Here is an 18454-nt window from a genome sequence, read left to right on the forward strand (position 1 = left end):
TTAGATCCAGCAGGCATCCCACAGGGGGTAATCCCCGATCCGCGTGGCGAGACCTGCGCGGATCGGGTTTTTGACGATATGACGGGCGGCAGCCTTGAGGTCTTCCTCCTGGCGTAATGCTCTGTCGTGATATCCCTTTTGCCATAGACGACCGCTGGATTGAGCGGCCTGATTGATTGCCACGCAACTGCGTGACTTGATCCGGCACATCAGTTCGCCCAGTGTTTTGCTGCGTAATTCGATTAACCAGTGACAATGATCTGGCATGACCACCCAGGCAATAGAGTTGACGATGCCTTCGTCGTGGGCGTCCCTGAGTTGATTGACCAGCAGGCGCCCTGACTGAAAGTTTTCGAATACCGGGCGCCGATTGTCGGTGACTGTTGTGAGCAGATAGATCCGGCCATGTTCTGAGTAGCGACCTTTCAATAGTTGATGACTGCTAAATGAGTGTGGCATTCCTTTGCCCTCATGATGGTGGGTGTTGTTTAACTTAAGACTGCAACACAACAGACGACCGCTTCTTGGTTCACAAGATATTTCTGGAAGGTTCTTCGGCCCTTTTCGCAGCAGGTTAATGATCGGTTACGGCTCTGTAGTTGCTGCCGAAGGCTGCGATCGGGTGCGAAGCGGCCGTATGAGATGCGTCGTCACGCAGTCAATCATCACCGCCCGGTGTTCGGGGCTCGGGTCGGCGGTATACAATGCGCGCCACCGTGTTTTGCTCACTAAAGGTGCGTTATGCAGCCCTTCGCTATTGCCCCATCGATTCTTTCCGCCGATTTCGCCCGTCTTGGCGAAGAGGTCGACAATGTGCTCGCCGCTGGCGCTGATATCGTGCACTTCGATGTCATGGACAATCATTACGTGCCCAACCTGACCATCGGCCCGATGGTTTGTGCTGCCTTGCGCAAGTACGGCATCACCGCTCCCATCGATGCTCATTTGATGGTCAGCCCGGTAGACCGGATCATCGGCGACTTTATTGAAGCCGGCGCGACTTACATCACGTTCCACCCGGAAGCCACGCAACACGTTGACCGTTCCCTGCAACTGATCCGTGAAGGCGGCTGCAAGGCGGGGCTGGTGTTTAACCCGGCAACGCCACTGGACGTGCTCAAGTACGTGATGGACAAGGTCGACATGGTCTTGCTGATGAGCGTCAACCCTGGCTTCGGGGGGCAGAAATTCATCCCCGGCACCCTCGACAAATTGCGCGAAGCCCGTGCCCTGATTGACGCCAGCGGACGTGACATCCGCCTGGAAATCGACGGCGGCGTCAACGTCGGCAACATCCGTGAGATCGCTGAGGCCGGTGCCGACACATTCGTCGCGGGTTCGGCGATTTTCAATACACCTGACTACAAAGAAGTCATTCAAAAAATGCGCGCCGAGCTTGCGTTGGCCCGTCCATGAGTGGCTTTGAGCAGCTGCTTCAGGGGCAGCTGCCAAAACTGGTGATGTTCGATCTGGACGGAACCCTGATCGATTCGGTGCCGGATCTGGCAGTCGCCGTGGAGACCATGCTGCTCAAGCTGGGCCGCCCGCCCGCAGGTATAGAGAACGTGCGGATGTGGATTGGCAACGGTGCGCCCATGCTGGTGCGCCGTGCTCTTGCCGGCAGCCTGGAGGCTTCGGGGGTCGATGACCCTGAAGCCGAACAGGCGCTGGAAATTTTCATGGACGCCTACGATGGTGGCCATGATCTGACCAGGGTTTACCCTGGTGTACGCGAAAGCCTCAAATGGCTGCAGAAGCAGGGCGTCGAAATGGCGTTGATCACTAACAAGCCCGAGCGCTTTGTGGCGCCGTTGCTGGATGAGTTGAAGCTGGGCCGGTTTTTCCGCTGGATCATTGGCGGAGACACCCTGCCACAAAAGAAACCTGATCCCGCCGCGCTGTTGTTTGTGATGAAAATGGCCGGTGTGGCACCTGAGCAGGCATTGTTTGTCGGTGATTCGCGCAATGACGTGCTGGCAGCCAAAGCCGCAGGCGTGAAGTGTGTAGCCCTGAGTTACGGTTACAATCACGGCCGGCCGATTGAAGAAGAGTCACCCGATATGGTGATCGGTAACCTTCATGAGCTTATAGCCGGTTGCTTAGATTCTGCGCCTGAGATAACGTTGGGCAATTCTGTTCACCCCTCTCGAAGAGATTCCATCGTGGTGGTCACTCGCAAACTCTGGATGAAAGTTATCAAGGCCCTGGCCCGTTGGCGTTGGCGCGCCTGACTTGAATCTGGCCGGAGATCCGGCACGTTTGCATACCTGACTGTTTGACCCTCAGACCACGAGGCACCTCATGATCCGCGAAGAATTCCTGCGTTTGGCCGCTGCCGGCTACAACCGTATCCCCCTTGCACGTGAAACCCTTGCTGACTTCGACACACCCTTGTCGATCTACCTGAAACTGGCTGACCAGCCCAACTCCTATTTGCTGGAGTCGGTGCAGGGCGGCGAGAAGTGGGGGCGTTATTCGATCATTGGCTTGCCATGTCGCACTGTACTTCGCGTGCATGAGCAGCAGATCCGGGTGACCCATGACGGCGTCGAAATCGAGTCTCTTGAAGCGGATGATCCACTGACCTTCGTTGAAGAGTTCAAGGCCCGCTACAACGTACCGACCATCGCCGGGCTGCCACGCTTCAACGGCGGGCTGGTGGGCTATTTCGGTTATGACTGCGTGCGCTACGTGGAGAAACGTCTGGGCAAGTGCCCGAACCCGGACCCGCTGGGGGTGCCCGATATTTTGCTGATGGTGTCCGACGCGGTGGTGGTGTTCGACAACCTGGCCGGCAAGATGCACGCCATCGTACTGGTCGACCCTGCGCAGCCTGATGCCTACGATGCAGGCCAGGCCCGCCTTGAGGCGTTGCTTGAACAGTTGCGCCAGCCGATTACGCCGCGTCAAGGCCTGGATTTCACCAGGCAGCAAGCAGCCGATCCGGTGTTCCGTTCCAGCTTCACCCAGTCTGATTACGAAAAAGCCGTCGACACCATCAAGGACTACATCCTGGCGGGCGACTGCATGCAAGTAGTGCCGTCGCAGCGGATGTCCATCGACTTCAAGGCTGCGCCGATCGATCTGTACCGCGCGCTGCGTTGCTTCAACCCGACGCCTTACATGTACTTCTTCAACTTTGGCGACTTCCACGTGGTGGGCAGTTCGCCGGAAGTGCTGGTGCGGGTCGAAGACAACCTGATTACCGTGCGCCCGATCGCCGGTACCCGTCCCCGTGGCGCAACCGAAGAGGCTGACCTGGCGCTGGAGCAAGACCTGCTCAGCGACGACAAGGAAATCGCCGAGCACTTGATGCTGATCGACCTTGGGCGCAATGACACAGGGCGTGTTTCGGAAATCGGCTCGGTCAGGCTCACCGAGAAAATGGTGATCGAGCGTTACTCCAACGTGATGCACATTGTGTCCAACGTCACCGGCCAGCTCAAAAGCGGGCTGACGGCGATGGATGCGCTGCGGGCGATTCTGCCGGCGGGAACCTTGTCAGGTGCGCCGAAAATCCGCGCGATGGAAATCATCGACGAGCTGGAGCCGGTCAAGCGCGGTGTATATGGCGGCGCAGTCGGTTATTTCGCCTGGAACGGCAATATGGACACGGCCATCGCGATTCGTACTGCGGTGATCAAGAACGGTGAATTGCATGTGCAAGCCGGCGGCGGCATTGTCGCCGACTCGGTACCGGCCCTGGAGTGGGAAGAGACGCTGAACAAACGCCGCGCGATGTTTCGTGCCGTAGCGCTCGCTGAACAAACCCCCGCATCCGACGCCTGAGGAGCTTTGCCATGTTGCTGATGATCGATAATTACGACTCTTTTACCTACAACGTTGTGCAGTACCTCGGCGAGCTGGGTGCAGAGGTCAAGGTGGTGCGCAACGATGAGCTGAGCATTGCTCAGATCGAAGCGCTGAAACCTGAGCGCATTGTGGTCTCGCCCGGCCCGTGCACGCCGAACGAGGCGGGTATCTCGCTTGAAGCCATCAAGTATTTTGCCGGCAAGCTGCCGATTCTGGGGGTATGCCTGGGCCATCAGTCCATCGGGCAGGCCTTCGGTGGTGATGTGGTTCGCGCCCGGCAAGTGATGCACGGTAAAACCAGTCCGGTGTATCACCTGGATACCGGGGTGTTCCAGGGATTGAACAACCCGCTGACCGTGACCCGTTACCACTCGCTGGTGGTCAAGCGTGAAACCTTGCCTGAGTGCCTGGAGCTGACGGCCTGGACGCAACACGCCGATGGCTCGGTGGACGAGATCATGGGCTTGCGCCACAAAACGCTGAACATCGAAGGGGTGCAATTCCACCCCGAGTCGATCCTGACCGAACAGGGTCATGAACTGTTTGCCAACTTTCTTAAACAAACCGGCGGCACGCGCTAAGGACTTTATATGGATATCAAGACTGCCCTGAACCGTATCGTCGGTCATCTGGACCTGACCACCGAAGAAATGCGCGATGTGATGCGCGACATCATGACCGGTCAGTGCACCGAGGCGCAGATTGGCGCGTTCATGATGGGCATGCGCATGAAAAGCGAAAGCATCGACGAGATTGTCGGTGCTGTGACGGTGATGCGCGAGCTGGCGGACAAGGTTGAACTCAAGACCCTGGACGGTGTGGTCGACATTGTTGGCACCGGCGGCGATGGTGCGAATATTTTCAACGTGTCCACGGCTTCCGCTCTGGTAATTGCGGCCGCAGGCTGCACTGTAGCCAAGCACGGTAACCGCGCCGTGTCGGGTAAAAGCGGCAGCGCTGATTTGCTGGAGGCCGCCGGTGTGTACTTGAACCTGACGCCCGTGCAAGTCGCCCGTTGTATCGACAGCGTGGGCATCGGTTTCATGTTTGCCCAGTCCCACCACGGTGCCATGAAGCACGCGGCCATTCCGCGTCGCGATCTGGGCCTGCGGACTTTGTTCAATATGCTTGGCCCGCTTACGAATCCGGCCGGCGTAGTGCATCAGGTCGTAGGTGTATTCAATCAGGCGCTGTGCCGACCGCTGGCTGAAGTGCTGCAGCGTCTGGGTAGCAAGCATGTGCTGGTGGTGCATTCGCAAGATGGTCTGGACGAGTTCAGCCTGGCGGCCCCGACCTTTGTTGCGGAACTGAACAAAGGCGAGATTACTGAATATTGGGTGCAGCCTGAAGATTTGGGTATCAAGAGCCAGAGCCTGTTCGGTCTGGTGGTCGATAGTCCGGAACAATCGCTGGAGCTGATCCGCGATGCCCTGGGCCGACGCAAGACAGAAGCAGGCCAGAAGGCCGCCGAGATGATCGTGCTCAATGCCGGGGCCGCGTTGTATGCCGCTGATCTTGCCTACACTCTCAAAGAGGGTGTGGCTTTGGCTCACGATGCGCTGCATACAGGTCTGGCTCGGGAAAAACTCGAAGAGCTGGGTGCCTTTACCGCCATCTTCAAACAGGAGAACCAAGCATGAGTGTGCCTACCGTTCTGGAAAATATTCTGGCGCGTAAAGTTCAGGAAGTGGCCGAGCGTAGCGCTCGTGTGAGCCTGGCCGAACTTGAACGTATGGCAGCTCAGGCTGATCCGGTGCGCGGCTTCGCCAGGGCCATGCTGGCGCAGGCCAAGTTGAAACAGCCAGCGGTCATCGCCGAGATCAAAAAGGCTTCGCCAAGCAAGGGCGTAATTCGCGAGCACTTTGTGCCTGCCGAAATTGCCCAGAGTTATGAAAAAGGTGGCGCTACCTGTCTGTCGGTACTCACCGATATTGATTTTTTCCAGGGCGCCGATCTGTACCTGCAGCAGGCTCGCGCTGCCTGCAAGCTGCCAGTGATCCGCAAAGACTTCATGATCGATCCGTACCAGATCGTCGAAGCCCGGGCCTTGGGCGCAGACTGCGTGTTGTTGATCGTCTCTGCGCTGGATGACGTGAAAATGGCCGAGCTGGCTGCCGTTGCCAAAAGCGTTGGGCTGGATGTCCTGGTCGAAGTGCATGATGGCGATGAGCTTGAGCGTGCACTCAAGACCCTGGACACGCCATTGCTGGGGATCAATAACCGTAATCTGCACACTTTTGACGTCAGCCTGGAAACCACCCTGGATCTGTTGCCGCGTATCCCGCGGGATCGACTGGTGATTACCGAGAGCGGGATTCTCAACCGGGCAGACGTGGAGCTGATGGAAATCAGCGACGTGTATTCGTTCCTGGTGGGCGAAGCCTTTATGCGTGCAGAAAACCCGGGTAATGAACTGCAGCGTCTGTTCTTCCCGGAGCGGGTTGTGCAGGTAACGGGCTCTACCCTGGATTAACCGGCGCTCTGCAGGCATCGGTTGCCTGCATCGCAAGACGATTTGGTCGGTGCTGGACAAGGACACCTATGACACTCATCCAGCAACTCAGTGTAGAAGCCTGCCTCAAGGCCGAGCAGGATTTACTGGCTTCGGTATGCGCCGCAGAGCTGGAGGCGGGTGTCTTGTTCTGGCAACCCACGGACCGTGCGCTGGTGATGCCGCGGCGCTTGAGCCGGTTACCGGGTTTCGAGCAGGCCAGTGCAGAACTGGCGGCCAGCGGCTGGCCCATTCTGTTGCGCGAAACCGGTGGTGAGCCTGTCCCTCAGTCAGCAGCGACGATCAATATCGCTCTGGTCTACGCACCGGCGCGTACTGAAGGTGATCAGGGACGTATCGAAACGGCCTATCGACGGTTGTGTGAGCCGATCTGCGATTTACTGACAGAGCTGGGGGGCGTGGCGTCTTTGGGGGAAGTCGAAGGCGCGTTTTGCGATGGTCGCTTCAACGTCAACCTGAATGCGCGAAAGCTGGTGGGAACTGCGCAGCGTTGGCGGCAGAGCCAGGGCGGGCAGCGGCCTGTGGGCCTGGTTCACGGAGCATTACTGGTTGAAAACGAGCGCGACTCGATGGTGGCTGCAGTCAACCGCTTCAATCAGTTATGCGGGCTGGAGCAGCACTGCCGTGCCGAGAGTCATATCGCACTGCATGAAGTGTTTCCTGCGCCCGATTTCTTCGAGCGTTTGAGCACCAGTTACCAACAAATTCTGGTGCCCTTGCTGAAGCCTTAGCGTGTGCCGAACACCACCATGGTTTTCCCTTTGACGCTCACCAGGTTCTGTTCTTCAAGATCCTTGAGCACACGGCCGACCATCTCGCGGGAACAGCCGACAATTCTGCCGATCTCCTGACGGGTAATCTTGATTTGCATGCCGTCGGGGTGGGTCATTGCATCGGGTTGTTTGCACAGTTCCAGCAGGCAGCGGGCCACTCGCCCGGTCACGTCGAAAAATGCCAGGTCGCCGACTTTTCGTGTGGTATTGCGTAAGCGTTGTGCGATTTGGCCGCTGATCGCATAAAGAATTTCCGGTTCTTGCAGCGCATACTCTCTGAATTTCGTGTAACTAATTTCTGCAATCTCGCACTCAGTCTTGGCGCGAACCCATGCACTGCGAGCCTGCTCCTGTCCTGGCTGTTCAAACAGACCCAGTTCGCCAATGAAATCGCCGGGGTTGAGATAAGCAATGATCATTTCTCGACCATCATCGTCCTCGATCACAATCGTGACCGAGCCTCTGATTATAAAAAACAGTGTGTGTGAGTTTTCACCGGCGCAGATGATGTTGTTCTTGGTCTGATAGCGTCTGCGTTGGCACTGAGTCAAAAATTTGTCGAGATTTTTGATTTTTGGTATGGGAGTAAAAGCAACCATTGTTGTATCCCGAAGCATGCACAGTAAGGGTTGTGTCTATTTTTTATATCGCTCTGGCTGGTTGGCGCCAGTGATTTGGCGCCAGCTTAACAGACAGATTCTTAACGGTTGTCAGAATTTTCCTGATGCTCCATGTCGCAATGAATAAAGGCTTCGGTGTGGTGAACGCTCGGTTTCGGGCGCTGTGCTAAGCTGGCGCCCCTTTTAAATCAGTGGAGTCTGGGCGATGAAGGCACGCATTCAATGGGCTGGCGAAGCCATGTTTCTGGGCGAATCGGGCAGCGGCCACGTCGTTGTGATGGACGGCCCACCCGAGAGCGGTGGTCGTAACCTGGGCGTTCGACCGATGGAAATGCTTCTGCTGGGGCTCGGTGGTTGCAGCAACTTCGATGTTGTCAGCATCCTCAAGAAGTCGCGTCAGGCAGTTGAGAGTTGCGAGGCATTCCTGGAAGCCGAGCGCGCCACTGAAGACCCTAAGGTGTTCACTAAAATTCACCTGCACTTTGTGGTGAAAGGTCGCGGCTTGAAAGAAGCTCAGGTCAAGCGTGCCATCGAACTGTCTGCCGAAAAGTATTGCTCCGCGTCGATCATGCTTGGCGCCGCCGGTGTAGCCATCAGCCATGATTATGAAATCATCGAGTTGGGCTGAGTCGCCATTGCATGCAAGCTGGCGCAGGTTTCGAACAATAAAAAAGGCGGCTACCGGTAGGTAGCCGCCTTTTTTTATATGCCCATGAGCGAATCGCCTGTTCCTGGCGTATTCAAGTCGTGCCGGCAGTCAGATGCGGTAGGTGCTTTTGGTCATGACTTTGGCCATCAGGCTCATGCCGAACTTCACTGGAGCAGGAAAGCGGAACCCGCCGGCATTGAGTGCGGACTCTGCATGTTGCTCTTCATCGATGCGCATCTGTTCAAGGATCGCCCGTGATTTCTCATCTTGCGCGGGCAGTTGCTCAAGATGCTCGTTGAGATGTTTGCACACTTGATCTTCGGTAGCGGCAACAAACCCGAGGCTGACTTTGTCGCTGATTAACCCTGCCGCAGCCCCGATCCCGAAGGACATGCCGTAAAACAGCGGGTTCAACAGACTTGGATGGCTGCCCAGCTGGCGGATGCGCTGTTCGCACCAGGCCAGGTGGTCAATTTCCTCTTCTGCTGCCTGCTCCATGGCTTCGCGCACTTGGGGCAGTTTGGCGGTCAGGGCCTGGCCTTGATACAAGGCCTGGGCACAGACTTCACCGGTATGGTTGATGCGCATTAACCCGGCCACATGGCGACTTGCCTGTTCGTCCAGCGGGTTTTCAGGTTTGACGATGGCCGGCGACGGGCGATGGGGCTGGCCGCTGAACGGCAGCAAGGTACGCAGCGCTGTGTCGGCCTGTAACAGAAGACGGTCAATCGGCGAGTAGTGACGTTGGGTAGTCATGCTTACCTCCGGAAAAAATCACGGCGGTCAGTTTACCCCAATCGGGCGTACAGGGTTTGCGCTGGATCACCGCTGAACGTGGGAGCCGGGCAGCGCCCACGATGGCGTACGGTTTTGCAATCAGCCCGGCGGCCAGTTCATCTGGCGCTGACCCAGAACGTGCATATGAATGTGGTAGACCGTTTGGCCACCCTTTTCATTGCAGTTCATTACCACGCGGAAACCGTCTTCGCAGCCCAGCTCTTTGGCAAGGCGTTGTGCGGTAAACAGGATGTGCCCTGCCAGTAGTTTGTCTTCTTCCTGCAGGTCGTTGAGGGTGCGGATCGGTTTTTTGGGAATGACCAGAAAATGGATCGGCGCCTGTGGGGCGATATCGTGAAATGCCAGCACCTGATCATCTTCGTAGATGATCTTGGCGGGTATTTCACGGTTGATGATTTTGGTGAACAGAGTATCCAAAGCTGTGTCTCCGTGAGTGAAGTCCGGTCCGAGTGTACTCAGGGCAGCGGATTACGCCCAGTCCGGTTAACGCGGGCAATAGGATTTGTTGACCCGGGCGGCTATTTTTCTCGTCATCCAGCGCGAGAAGAAGCGTGGCATACGGGTTATCCAGCGATTGCGCCGGCCCGGAATTATGATCGCCTTGTTTTTCTCCAGCGCGCGTACGGTATAGAGCGCAACTTCTTCGGGAGTCATGGCGCCTTCGCTTTGCTTGACCTTGTCGGCGTTCATTCTGGCCGCGTCGAAGAAACGGGTTCGCGTGACACCGGGGCAAAGTACCGAGACCTTGATCCCGGTTTTCTTTACCTCTTCGCGCAAGCCTTCGGAAAAATGCAGCACATACGCTTTACTGGCGAAATAAGTGCTCAGCCAGGGCCCGGGCTGGAAGGCTGCAATCGAGGACACATTGAGGATTTGCCCGCCGCCCTGGACCGCCATCATGTTGCCGATGGCATGGCATAACCGCGTGAGAGCCAGCACGTTGAGCTCGATCAGGTCTTGTTCGGCGCTCCAGTCATGCGCCAGGAAGGGGCCGCAAGTGCCAATGCCCGCGCAATTGACCAGCAGGTCGATCTGCCGGTCACCTTCTTCGAGCTCAAGTAAAAAGCCGGAAAGACGCAATGGCTCGCCAAGATCACAGGCCCTGAACAGTACCTCTACGCCGAAACGCTGGGTCAACTCCAGCGCAATGCTTTCTAGCGCGTCCCGCTGGCGGGCCACAAGAATCAGGCTGCGACCGCGGCGGGCGAGGGCTTCGGCCAGAGCCAGGCCAATGCCGCTGGAGGCGCCAGTGATTAAAGCGTAACGGGTCATGCTGTTCTCCATCGCAACGGTGCAGTCCGGTGACAATGATGTCCCTGGCGTTAACGCGTTCATTTAGACGCGCAGTCTACAGACTGTTGCTGTTGGCTGCGTTGATCAACGAGTCCTGCAGGCCAAGAGCCAGGCCGATGATCAGGATGAAAAGACCCAAAACCATCAACACAATGTTAATCCAGGCCAGGACTTTGACCGCCGTGCTGTTGGGTGGAGGTGGCAAACCGTACTTGTTGGGCCCCGGGGTGCCGGGCATCAACAGCAGCGCAAGGGTTAACACCAGATTGGCCACCGGCACCAGATGCAACAACAGCATCCATGCGGACCAGTTGAGGTCGTGCAGGCGTTGCGCATTGATTCTGAGATTGACCACGACGAAGACGAGCGTCAGGGTCGCGCCAAAGGTGATGGCCAGAGTGGGGGACACCTTGATCGCAAGCAGGACCAGTAGGGCGACAACGCTGGCGATGAGACCCAGAATCAGGCTCCAGGCCAGCAGGCGCATACGTCCGATCCGTCCGCTGAACCCCAGGGGATCTGGATACGCGTAGTGCTCCTCGGGCGTTTTTTCCAGGCTGAGTTCTGTCATGTCTGCTTCCTTGTCAGGCGGTCATTAGCAAAGAGCCCGCTGTAGTGGGCGGGCCGGGGGAGTATCAGTGATGGGGCCAGTGTCGGGCCAGTTCGCGGGTGAGGCTGTGGGCCTTGCGATATTCCTCTTCCAGACGTGCGATCAAGTGCTCAGTTGTCGGCAGATCGTTAATGCCTCCTGCCCCCTGGCCGGCGGACCATACCGTTTTCCAGGCCTTGGCTTCTTCAGTCAGGGGCTTGAGTTTGGTCTCGCCTTTGCCTTGAAGTGCGTCGAGGTCGAAGCCCGCGCTTTCGAGGCTTTTGCGCATGAAGTTGGCGGGCACACCCGAGACGGCCGGGGTGTGGATGATGTCGGCTGCCCGGGATGCCAGCAGCATGTCTTTGTACGCATCAGGCGCATGGCTTTCCCGGGTGCCGATAAAGCGGGTTCCGAGGTAGGCAAGGTCGGCACCGAGGATTTGCGCGGCGAGAATCTCATGGCCGTGGTTCATGCAGCCGGCGAGCAACACTGTTTTATCAAAGAACTGGCGAATTTCAGCCAGCAGCGCAAAAGGGCTCCAGGTTCCCGCATGGCCACCGGCACCTGCGGCGACTGCAATCAGGCCATCGACCCCGGCTTCTGCGGCTTTTTCTGCATGGCGTCGAGTGGTGACGTCATGGAACACCAGGCCGCCATAACTGTGGACGGCATCCACGACTTCCTTTGCCGCGCCCAGGCTGGTGATGATGATCGGGACTTTGTGCTCAATACAGATCGCCAGGTCAGCCTGTAGCCGTGGGTTGCTGTTATGCACGATCAGGTTCACGGCGTAGGGCGCGGGATTATCCAGTAAGGCCAGGCCCGCTTCTATTTCCTCAAGCCATGCTTTGAATCCATTGCTATCGCGTTGGTTGAGCGCAGGAAAACTGCCCACAACGCCATTGCGGCAGCAGGCCAGGACGAGTTGAGGGTTGGAGATCAGAAACATGGGGGCTGCCACCACCGGCAGGCGCAAGCATTTTTCGAGCAAAGCGGGCAGTGACATTGGATAACCTCGGTAAATGGCGGGGCGGGTTTAAAAGGGTTTGACCACTGCCAGAATGACGATGGCCAGCAAGAACACTACCGGTACTTCGTTGAACCAGCGGTAGAACACGTGAGAGCGCTTGTTTTCGCCGCGGGCGAAGCGTTTTACCTGGGCGCCACACATGTGGTGGTAGCCGATGAGCAGAATCACCAGTGTCAGCTTGACGTGCATCCAGCCCTGACTGAAGTAACCGCTCGGGTTAAGGCTGATCAGCCAGCCACCGAAAATCAGGGTGGCAATCATTGCCGGTCCCATGATGCCGCGATACAGCTTGCGCTCCATGAGGCTGAATCGCTCCTTGCTCACGGCGTCCTCGCTTTGTGCGTGGTAAACAAAGAGGCGGGGCAAGTAGAAGAGGCCTGCAAACCAGCAGACGATACTGATGATGTGGAAGGCTTTGAGCCATAGATAAAGCATTTTTAGTTATTCCCAGGTTCACGGTAGATCAAATAGTAGTAGTAGAGCGTCCGGGAGTCACCTTGACGGTTGTCGCAGGGGCGCGCTGTCCCTATTATCGTGGGCTTTCCAGTGGGTTCGTTGAGGGGCAGGTTATGGTCAAGGTCGGTATTGTCGGCGGCACGGGTTACACCGGGGTCGAATTGCTGCGATTGCTGGCACAGCATCCGCAGGCTGAAGTGGTTGTCATCACTTCTCGATCCGAGGCGGGCCTGCCTGTTGCCGATATGTATCCCAACCTGCGCGGTCATTACGACGGTCTGGCGTTCAGCGTGCCTGATACGCAAGCCCTGGCTGCGTGCGATGTGGTGTTTTTCGCCACACCCCACGGCGTAGCCCACGCCCTGGCCGGCGAGTTGCTGGAGGCGGGTACCAAGGTGATCGATCTGTCGGCAGATTTCCGCCTGCAGGACGCGGATGAGTGGGCCAAGTGGTACGGTCAGCCCCATGGCGCGCCGGCGTTGCTCGAAGAGGCGGTATACGGCCTGCCGGAAGTGAATCGCGAGCAAATCAAACAGGCGCGCCTGATCGCGGTGCCGGGTTGCTATCCGACTGCAACCCAATTGGGTTTCCTTCCATTGCTGGAAGCGGGGCTGGCGGATACTTCGAGGTTGATCGCCGATTGCAAGTCAGGCGTGAGCGGTGCCGGTCGCGGTGCGAGCGTAGGTTCGCTGTACGCTGAAACGTCCGAAAGCATGAAGGCATATGCCGTTAAAGGTCATCGCCATTTGCCCGAAATCCGTCAGGGTTTGCGTCGTGCTGCCGGCAAGGATGTCGGTCTGACCTTCGTACCGCATCTGACGCCGATGATTCGGGGTATTCACTCGACGCTCTATGCCACCGTGGTTGATCGTTCTGTGGACCTGCAGGCTTTGTTTGAACATCGTTATGCCAACGAGCCTTTCGTTGATGTGATGCCAGCCGGCAGCCACCCGGAAACCCGCAGTGTGCGGGGTGCCAACGTGTGCCGTATTGCTGTGCATCGGCCACAGGATGGCGATCTGGTTGTCGTGCTGTCGGTGATCGACAATCTGGTCAAGGGGGCATCAGGCCAGGCGGTACAGAACATGAATATCATGTTCGGCCTGGATGAGCGCCTGGGCTTGTCCCACGCCGGAATGTTGCCCTGAAAACAGCTGCAAGCTTAAAGCTACAAGCTGTAAGTGAGGGCGCGGCATGCTTGCAGCTTGTAGCTGATCGCTTGCTGCTGCCCTCAAATAGTTGACCGCTTTTCTAGGAGAAGCGGATAATGCGCGTCATCACGCATTATGGCGGCACATCGCCGGGAGATAATCAGCATGAGCGTCGAATCCTTCACCCCCATGGCTTTGCAATTCACCGAAGGTGCTGCGCACAAGGTGAAGAGCCTGGTCGATGAAGAGGGTAATGATCGTTTGAAGTTGCGCGTTTTTGTTACGGGCGGCGGTTGTTCCGGTTTTCAGTATGGCTTTACCTTCGATGAAGAAGTGGCCGATGACGACACCATTGTTGAGCGCGAAGGCGTAAGCCTGGTGGTCGATCCGATGAGCTTCCAGTACCTGGCGGGTGCCGAGGTGGATTATCAGGAAGGTCTGGAAGGCTCGCGCTTTGTGATCAAGAACCCGAATGCCACCACAACATGTGGTTGCGGATCATCGTTCTCGATCTGATTGCGCAGTACAGGTTTCACACTCAACGCCGCGTAGTTTCGCGGCGTTTTGCTGTCTGGCGTTTGTGCGGGCAGGTCAGGCCGGGTAGATGCCGCCCAATACCCGCAGGCCGCGGGCCCCGGTGACACTGGGACGATTGGTGGGGATGTTTTCCAGGCAGCAGTGCGCCAGCCATGCAAAGGCCATGGCTTCGACCCAGTCAGGGTCTACCCCTTTGACCAGGGTGCTGTTGACCTTGGTTTGCGGGAGCAGTTGCGCAAGACGTGTCATCAAGGCCGCATTGTGGGCGCCGCCGCCGCACACCAGTAGTTCGTCGGTGTGGGGCTGAGCCGACTGCAGCGACTCTACGATGGTCAGTGCCGTGAGTTCGAGCAGCGTTGCTTGCACGTCTTCAGTGGGGAAGGTTGGCAGGGCGAAGAGGTGATGTTTCAACCAGTTAAGGTTGAACACTTCCCGGCCAGTGCTCTTCGGGCCCTTGGTCTGGAAGAACGGGTCGCTGAGCAAGGCGTTAAGCAGCACAGGTTCAACCTTGCCACTGGCGGCCCACTGGCCGTTGCGGTCGTACAGTTCGCCGCGCTGTTCTTGTATCCAGGCATCGAGCAGGACATTGCCTGGCCCACTGTCGAATCCAGCTACAGGGTTCGTTGGAGTTATCAGACTCAGGTTGCTGAATCCTCCTACGTTCAATACAGCTCGATGTTCATGCTCGCCCGTAAACAGGGCTTCATGGAAGGCTGGGACCAGCGGTGCTCCCTGGCCTCCAGCGGCAACATCACGGCGACGGAAGTCGCCGACCACGCAGATGTTGGTCAGCTCGGCCAATAGGGCCGGGTTGCCGATCTGTACGGTGAAGCCCAGGGCAGGTTCGTGGCGGATGGTCTGGCCATGGCTGCCGATTGCCCGGATGTCTTGCGGGGTTAGCTGCTGCTGGGCAAGGAGTGTGTTTACGCCTTGAGCGGCCAGTTCGACCCAGTGGTTTTCGGCAATGGCACAGCGTGCCACCTCGTCAGGTCCGCTGGCGCACAGGCCCAGCAATTCGCTGCGCAGGGCGGCGGGCATCGGGATGTAGTGGGTGGCGAGCAGGGTGATGCTCGCCCCCAGCTCGATAAGGGCGATGTCCATGCCATCGAGACTGGTGCCGGACATCACGCCTATATAGAGGGCCATCGCTTAGCGCTTGCTCGAGGCCAGGAGGGTGGCCTTTTCCTGGTTCATGCGGGCCATTAGTGGCTGGCTTTGCTGCAGGAAGCGCGTGCGCTCAGCTTTGGCAATCGGATCAGCCATTGGTAGCTTCTGGCCCAGGGGATCAACGTGCACACCGTTGACCTGGAACTCGTAATGCAGGTGAGGACCCGTGGAAAGGCCTGTTGTGCCGATAAACCCGATCACCTGCCCTTGCTTCACCGATCCGCCGGTTTTAATGCCTTTGGCGAAGCCCTGCATGTGCCCGTAAAGGGTGCGGTAGGTATTGCCGTGTTGAATGATTACGGTATTGCCGTAGCCGCCACGACGGCCAGCGAGCAGTACTTTGCCATCACCGGCTGCTTTAATCGGCGTACCGCGCGGCGCGGCATAATCTACGCCTTTGTGGGCGCGGATCTTGTTCAGGATCGGGTGTTTGCGGCCTGAGGAGAAGCGCGAGCTGATACGGGCGAAGTCCACCGGTGTGCGGATGAATGCCTTGCGCATGCTGCTGCCGTCAGCCGTGTAGTAATTGCTGACGCCTTGCTTGTTTGTATAGCGTACGGCGGTGTAGGTCTTGCCGCGGTTGGTAAAGCGCGCCGAGAGGATGTTGCCCGTACCCACCGTTTTACCGTTGGCCACTTTCTGCTCGTAGATCACTTCGAACTGGTCGCCCGGGCGAATGTCCTGTGCGAAGTCGATGTCGTAACCAAACACTTTGGCCATTTCCATGGTCATGCTGTGGGGCAGGCCGGCACGCTGGCCAGATGCTGACAGCGAGCTGGAGATAACACCGTGTACATAGGCCGAGCGCACGACGGGAAGGGTAGTAACACGCCGGAATGTATAGCCCTTGGCCGATTTGCTGAGGGTGATGGTCTCGAGGTCGCTAACCTGGCTGTGCAGGTTGTTCAGTTGGCCATCGGGGCCCATTTCAAATTCGAGCTTCTGCCCGTGTTTCAGTTGGCTGAATTGTTTGGCTTGCTTGTCGCTGGCCAGGATTTCATGCACTGAGGTGGCAGGAAGGCCTACTTTAGCGAACAGGGTCGAGAGTGTATCGCCCTTGGAAACCACTACTTCGCGGTGGCTGGGGGCTTTGTCTTCCTCAACTTTTGCTACAGGGTTGTCCTGTTGTTCAATTTGGGCAAAAGGCGATGGAGTCGCTTCATTTGTGGCCTGAGTGAGTTCTGCAGCGTCTTGATCTTGTGTCAGTTGTTCTGCAGGCGTTTCCAGTTCCAGATTTAGAGTCGTTCTTTTGGCTTCTACTTCGCTGGAGGGAAATACCAGCAGGGCCAGACTCAAGAGGGCGGCGATACCACTTGCTGCGAGCAGGTGGGTCTTCGGATAAAGCGGTGGCGCTTTAGGCGGTTGACTGGTCATAGATAATTTGACTTTGAATAAAGGATGAATTGGAAAAGATGACTGGCACGGTGAAGATGAAATAACTGTATAAAATATAACCAAATCGCCCTTGAAGCAAGTCCGCGAGCTATTCGCGCGCGGATAGTTGCCGTATGCCGCCCGGAACTTGTAATTAGTCCCTGATCTTGTATGGTTGGTTCCCTTTGAATTTGAGCCTTACGGGTCTGATATGAAGTCGGTTGAAGAGCAGCTAGCGCTAATCAAGCGTGGTGCCGAAGAGGTACTGGTCGAGTCTGAACTGGTCGAGAAACTCAAGCGCGGTCAGCCGTTGCGGATTAAGGCCGGATTCGACCCCACGGCGCCTGATCTGCACTTGGGTCACACCGTACTTATTAATAAGCTGCGTCAGTTCCAGGAGCTGGGGCATCAGGTGATCTTCCTTATTGGTGATTTCACCGGGATGATTGGCGATCCGAGCGGCAAGAGTGCAACGCGTCCACCGTTGACCCGTGAGCAAGTGCTGGCCAATGCCGAAACCTACAAGACTCAGGTGTTCAAGATCCTTGATCCTGCAAAAACCGAGGTGGCATTCAACTCCACCTGGATGGATCAGATGGGGCCGGCCGATTTCATTCGCTTGACCTCTCAGTACACCGTGGCTCGCATGCTTGAGCGCGATGACTTCGATAAGCGCTACACCACGAATCAGCCGATTGCCATCCACGAGTTTCTTTATCCGCTGGTGCAGGGATATGACTCTGTTGCCTTGAAGGCAGACGTGGAGCTGGGTGGTACCGACCAGAAGTTCAACTTGTTGATGGGTCGTGAGCTGCAGCGCGGCTACGGTCAGGAAGCCCAGTGCATTGTTACCATGCCGCTGCTTGAAGGGCTGGATGGCGTCAAGAAGATGTCCAAGTCTCTGGGCAACTATGTTGGCATCCAGGAGGCTCCGGGTGTGATGTACAGCAAGCTGGTGTCTATTCCGGATGCGCTGATGTGGCGTTACTTTGAGTTGCTGAGCTTTCGTTCGATGGACGAGATCGATGCATTCAGGGCTGAGGTTGAAGCTGGTGCAAACCCGCGCGATATCAAAATCAGGTTGGCGGAAGAGATTGTGGCCCGGTTCCATGGTGAAGAGGCTGCTGCAAATGCCCATCGCGGTGCGGGCAACCGCATGAAGGATGGCGAGTTGCCTGATGATCTGCCTGAGGTCGAGTTGACCGCTACTGAGGATATGCCGATCGCTGCAGTCCTTAATAAGGCCGGGCTGGTGAAGAACTCTGCGGTTGCGCGGGATTTGCTGGGTTCCGGTGGTGTACGTATAGATGGTGAGGTGGTTGACCGCACCTATATATATGCACTGGGCTCGACCCATGTTTGTCAGGCGGGGAAGAAGGCGTTTGCCCGTATTACCCTGAAAGCTGAATCAAACTGAAATAAGAGCTGGACGGCGCATTTTATTAACCTATAATGCGCCCACTTCCGGCGCAGTCGAAACGGAAAAATCCTTGAGTTTCAATGAGTTGGATGGTTCTTCGGCAGTGTCAGCTTCAAGTCATCGAAGCAGGAAATGAGGTGTTGACAGCAGCGTGTAACGCTGTAGAATTCGCCTCCCGCTAACGAGAGATCGAAAGCGCAAGTGGTTGATGTTACAAAGGAAACTTTGAAAACATCTGAAAATAACCACTTGACAGCAACAGAGGCTGCTGT

At 57.1% G+C, this 18454-nt stretch carries 21 protein-coding genes and 1 pseudogene; 11 read left to right on the forward strand and 11 right to left on the reverse strand.

The window, feature by feature from the left end; genetic code table 11:
- Positions 1-459 (reverse strand): transposase, encoded by a 459-nt coding sequence (locus FEZ21_RS05815; RefSeq protein ID WP_003444484.1) that lies wholly within the window; start codon positions 457-459, stop codon positions 1-3.
- Between the two features lie 282 nt (positions 460-741).
- Here FEZ21_RS05815 and rpe point away from each other — a divergent pair, with 282 nt between their 5' ends.
- The 7 genes from rpe (at position 742) to FEZ21_RS05850 (ending at position 7056) form a co-directional block, all read left to right on the forward strand.
- Positions 742-1416, forward strand: coding sequence for a ribulose-phosphate 3-epimerase (gene rpe, locus FEZ21_RS05820; protein ID WP_003444482.1), 675 nt, complete (start codon positions 742-744; stop codon positions 1414-1416).
- The gene (locus tag FEZ21_RS05825; RefSeq protein WP_003444480.1) at positions 1413-2231 is read left to right on the forward strand and encodes a phosphoglycolate phosphatase; all 819 of its coding nucleotides are present in this window, start codon (positions 1413-1415) and stop codon (positions 2229-2231) included. The genes rpe and FEZ21_RS05825 overlap by 4 nt, the downstream gene beginning before the upstream one ends.
- Positions 2232-2301: 70 nt before the next feature.
- Positions 2302-3789 (forward strand): anthranilate synthase component I, encoded by a 1488-nt coding sequence (trpE, locus tag FEZ21_RS05830; RefSeq protein ID WP_003444478.1) that lies wholly within the window; start codon positions 2302-2304, stop codon positions 3787-3789.
- Positions 3790-3800: 11 nt separating this feature from the next.
- Positions 3801-4394, forward strand: a complete 594-nt coding sequence (locus tag FEZ21_RS05835) for an aminodeoxychorismate/anthranilate synthase component II (RefSeq protein WP_010656639.1) — start codon at positions 3801-3803, stop codon at positions 4392-4394.
- Between the two features lie 9 nt (positions 4395-4403).
- A complete protein-coding gene (trpD, locus tag FEZ21_RS05840) occupies positions 4404-5453 on the forward strand; it encodes an anthranilate phosphoribosyltransferase (RefSeq protein ID WP_003444474.1) in 1050 nt (349 codons plus the stop codon).
- Complete coding sequence (gene trpC, locus FEZ21_RS05845; RefSeq protein WP_003444473.1) at positions 5450-6286, forward strand: indole-3-glycerol phosphate synthase TrpC; 837 nt, start codon at positions 5450-5452, stop codon at positions 6284-6286. The genes trpD and trpC overlap by 4 nt, the downstream gene beginning before the upstream one ends.
- Before the next feature lie 68 nt (positions 6287-6354).
- A complete protein-coding gene (locus FEZ21_RS05850; RefSeq protein ID WP_160626657.1) occupies positions 6355-7056 on the forward strand; it encodes a lipoate--protein ligase family protein in 702 nt (233 codons plus the stop codon).
- On the opposite strand, the gene crp is transcribed toward FEZ21_RS05850, so the two are convergent.
- Entirely contained in the window at positions 7053-7697 is a 645-nt protein-coding gene (gene crp, locus FEZ21_RS05855; RefSeq protein ID WP_003444471.1) for a cAMP-activated global transcriptional regulator CRP, read from the reverse strand. The two genes, FEZ21_RS05850 and crp, sit on opposite strands and share 4 nt — an antisense overlap.
- A gap of 226 nt (positions 7698-7923) precedes the next feature.
- On the opposite strand from crp, the gene FEZ21_RS05860 reads away from it, so the two are divergent.
- Positions 7924-8346: an OsmC family protein gene (locus FEZ21_RS05860; protein WP_003444470.1), complete on the forward strand. Its 423-nt coding sequence runs from the start codon at positions 7924-7926 to the stop codon at positions 8344-8346.
- Between the two features lie 129 nt (positions 8347-8475).
- Here the strand turns inward: FEZ21_RS05860 and coq7 are convergent, their stop codons facing one another.
- The 6 genes from coq7 to hemJ all read right to left on the reverse strand — a co-directional run bounded on the left by coq7 (position 8476) and on the right by hemJ (position 12512).
- The gene (coq7, locus tag FEZ21_RS05865) at positions 8476-9123 is read right to left on the reverse strand and encodes a 2-polyprenyl-3-methyl-6-methoxy-1,4-benzoquinone monooxygenase (RefSeq protein WP_003444469.1); all 648 of its coding nucleotides are present in this window, start codon (positions 9121-9123) and stop codon (positions 8476-8478) included.
- Between the two features lie 120 nt (positions 9124-9243).
- Positions 9244-9582: a histidine triad nucleotide-binding protein gene (locus FEZ21_RS05870; protein WP_003444467.1), complete on the reverse strand. Its 339-nt coding sequence runs from the start codon at positions 9580-9582 to the stop codon at positions 9244-9246.
- A gap of 66 nt (positions 9583-9648) precedes the next feature.
- Positions 9649-10437 (reverse strand): SDR family oxidoreductase, encoded by a 789-nt coding sequence (locus FEZ21_RS05875; protein ID WP_010656637.1) that lies wholly within the window; start codon positions 10435-10437, stop codon positions 9649-9651.
- Positions 10438-10513: 76 nt separating this feature from the next.
- The gene (locus tag FEZ21_RS05880; protein WP_127197090.1) at positions 10514-11029 is read right to left on the reverse strand and encodes a DUF805 domain-containing protein; all 516 of its coding nucleotides are present in this window, start codon (positions 11027-11029) and stop codon (positions 10514-10516) included.
- Between the two features lie 64 nt (positions 11030-11093).
- The gene (locus tag FEZ21_RS05885) at positions 11094-12053 is read right to left on the reverse strand and encodes a nitronate monooxygenase family protein (protein ID WP_003444464.1); all 960 of its coding nucleotides are present in this window, start codon (positions 12051-12053) and stop codon (positions 11094-11096) included.
- A gap of 30 nt (positions 12054-12083) precedes the next feature.
- A complete protein-coding gene (hemJ, locus tag FEZ21_RS05890; protein ID WP_003444463.1) occupies positions 12084-12512 on the reverse strand; it encodes a protoporphyrinogen oxidase HemJ in 429 nt (142 codons plus the stop codon).
- A gap of 134 nt (positions 12513-12646) precedes the next feature.
- On the opposite strand from hemJ, the gene argC reads away from it, so the two are divergent.
- Positions 12647-13681 carry an N-acetyl-gamma-glutamyl-phosphate reductase gene (gene argC / locus FEZ21_RS05895; protein ID WP_010656635.1) on the forward strand — a complete coding sequence of 345 codons (1035 nt, stop codon included), beginning with the start codon at positions 12647-12649 and terminating at the stop codon, positions 13679-13681.
- Between the two features lie 168 nt (positions 13682-13849).
- Entirely contained in the window at positions 13850-14200 is a 351-nt protein-coding gene (erpA, locus tag FEZ21_RS05900; RefSeq protein WP_003444456.1) for an iron-sulfur cluster insertion protein ErpA, read from the forward strand.
- 75 nt (positions 14201-14275) lie between these two features.
- On the opposite strand, the gene FEZ21_RS05905 is transcribed toward erpA, so the two are convergent.
- Together FEZ21_RS05905 and FEZ21_RS05910 are read right to left on the reverse strand one after the other, a co-directional pair.
- On the reverse strand, positions 14276-15367 hold the full coding sequence (locus FEZ21_RS05905; protein ID WP_060781716.1) for an anhydro-N-acetylmuramic acid kinase: 1092 nt from the start codon (positions 15365-15367) through the stop codon (positions 14276-14278).
- A 3-nt stretch (positions 15368-15370) separates the two neighbouring features.
- On the reverse strand, positions 15371-16762 hold the full coding sequence (locus FEZ21_RS05910; RefSeq protein ID WP_127197092.1) for a peptidoglycan DD-metalloendopeptidase family protein: 1392 nt from the start codon (positions 16760-16762) through the stop codon (positions 15371-15373).
- Positions 16763-16973: 211 nt separating this feature from the next.
- On the opposite strand from FEZ21_RS05910, the gene tyrS reads away from it, so the two are divergent.
- Positions 16974-18179 (forward strand): tyrosine--tRNA ligase, encoded by a 1206-nt coding sequence (tyrS, locus tag FEZ21_RS05915; protein WP_003444446.1) that lies wholly within the window; start codon positions 16974-16976, stop codon positions 18177-18179.
- Between the two features lie 80 nt (positions 18180-18259).
- Here tyrS and FEZ21_RS22595 read toward each other — a convergent pair.
- A pseudogene (locus tag FEZ21_RS22595) lies at positions 18260-18454 on the reverse strand (hypothetical protein); the annotation flags it as partial.

The sequence above is a fragment of the Pseudomonas sp. 9.1(2019) genome, from assembly GCF_009910445.1.
Lineage (GTDB): Bacteria > Pseudomonadota > Gammaproteobacteria > Pseudomonadales > Pseudomonadaceae > Aquipseudomonas > Aquipseudomonas paraversuta.

What these genes read in the sequence shown, in the direction of transcription:
- FEZ21_RS05885 (WP_003444464.1), bottom strand. Translation starts at nt 12,053, where the DNA reads ATGTCACTGCCCGCTTTGCTCGAAAAATGCTTGCGCCTGCCGGTGGTG.
- crp (WP_003444471.1), bottom strand. Translation starts at nt 7,697, where the DNA reads ATGGTTGCTTTTACTCCCATACCAAAAATCAAAAATCTCGACAAATTT.
- FEZ21_RS05835 (WP_010656639.1), top strand. Translation starts at nt 3,801, where the DNA reads ATGTTGCTGATGATCGATAATTACGACTCTTTTACCTACAACGTTGTG.
- coq7 (WP_003444469.1), bottom strand. Translation starts at nt 9,123, where the DNA reads ATGACTACCCAACGTCACTACTCGCCGATTGACCGTCTTCTGTTACAG.
- FEZ21_RS05875 (WP_010656637.1), bottom strand. Translation starts at nt 10,437, where the DNA reads ATGACCCGTTACGCTTTAATCACTGGCGCCTCCAGCGGCATTGGCCTG.
- FEZ21_RS05910 (WP_127197092.1), bottom strand. Translation starts at nt 16,762, where the DNA reads ATGACCAGTCAACCGCCTAAAGCGCCACCGCTTTATCCGAAGACCCAC.
- FEZ21_RS05815 (WP_003444484.1), bottom strand. Translation starts at nt 459, where the DNA reads ATGCCACACTCATTTAGCAGTCATCAACTATTGAAAGGTCGCTACTCA.
- argC (WP_010656635.1), top strand. Translation starts at nt 12,647, where the DNA reads ATGGTCAAGGTCGGTATTGTCGGCGGCACGGGTTACACCGGGGTCGAA.
- trpC (WP_003444473.1), top strand. Translation starts at nt 5,450, where the DNA reads ATGAGTGTGCCTACCGTTCTGGAAAATATTCTGGCGCGTAAAGTTCAG.
- erpA (WP_003444456.1), top strand. Translation starts at nt 13,850, where the DNA reads ATGAGCGTCGAATCCTTCACCCCCATGGCTTTGCAATTCACCGAAGGT.
- trpD (WP_003444474.1), top strand. Translation starts at nt 4,404, where the DNA reads ATGGATATCAAGACTGCCCTGAACCGTATCGTCGGTCATCTGGACCTG.
- FEZ21_RS05850 (WP_160626657.1), top strand. Translation starts at nt 6,355, where the DNA reads ATGACACTCATCCAGCAACTCAGTGTAGAAGCCTGCCTCAAGGCCGAG.
- hemJ (WP_003444463.1), bottom strand. Translation starts at nt 12,512, where the DNA reads ATGCTTTATCTATGGCTCAAAGCCTTCCACATCATCAGTATCGTCTGC.
- FEZ21_RS05880 (WP_127197090.1), bottom strand. Translation starts at nt 11,029, where the DNA reads ATGACAGAACTCAGCCTGGAAAAAACGCCCGAGGAGCACTACGCGTAT.
- FEZ21_RS05905 (WP_060781716.1), bottom strand. Translation starts at nt 15,367, where the DNA reads ATGGCCCTCTATATAGGCGTGATGTCCGGCACCAGTCTCGATGGCATG.
- trpE (WP_003444478.1), top strand. Translation starts at nt 2,302, where the DNA reads ATGATCCGCGAAGAATTCCTGCGTTTGGCCGCTGCCGGCTACAACCGT.
- FEZ21_RS05825 (WP_003444480.1), top strand. Translation starts at nt 1,413, where the DNA reads ATGAGTGGCTTTGAGCAGCTGCTTCAGGGGCAGCTGCCAAAACTGGTG.
- FEZ21_RS05860 (WP_003444470.1), top strand. Translation starts at nt 7,924, where the DNA reads ATGAAGGCACGCATTCAATGGGCTGGCGAAGCCATGTTTCTGGGCGAA.
- rpe (WP_003444482.1), top strand. Translation starts at nt 742, where the DNA reads ATGCAGCCCTTCGCTATTGCCCCATCGATTCTTTCCGCCGATTTCGCC.
- tyrS (WP_003444446.1), top strand. Translation starts at nt 16,974, where the DNA reads ATGAAGTCGGTTGAAGAGCAGCTAGCGCTAATCAAGCGTGGTGCCGAA.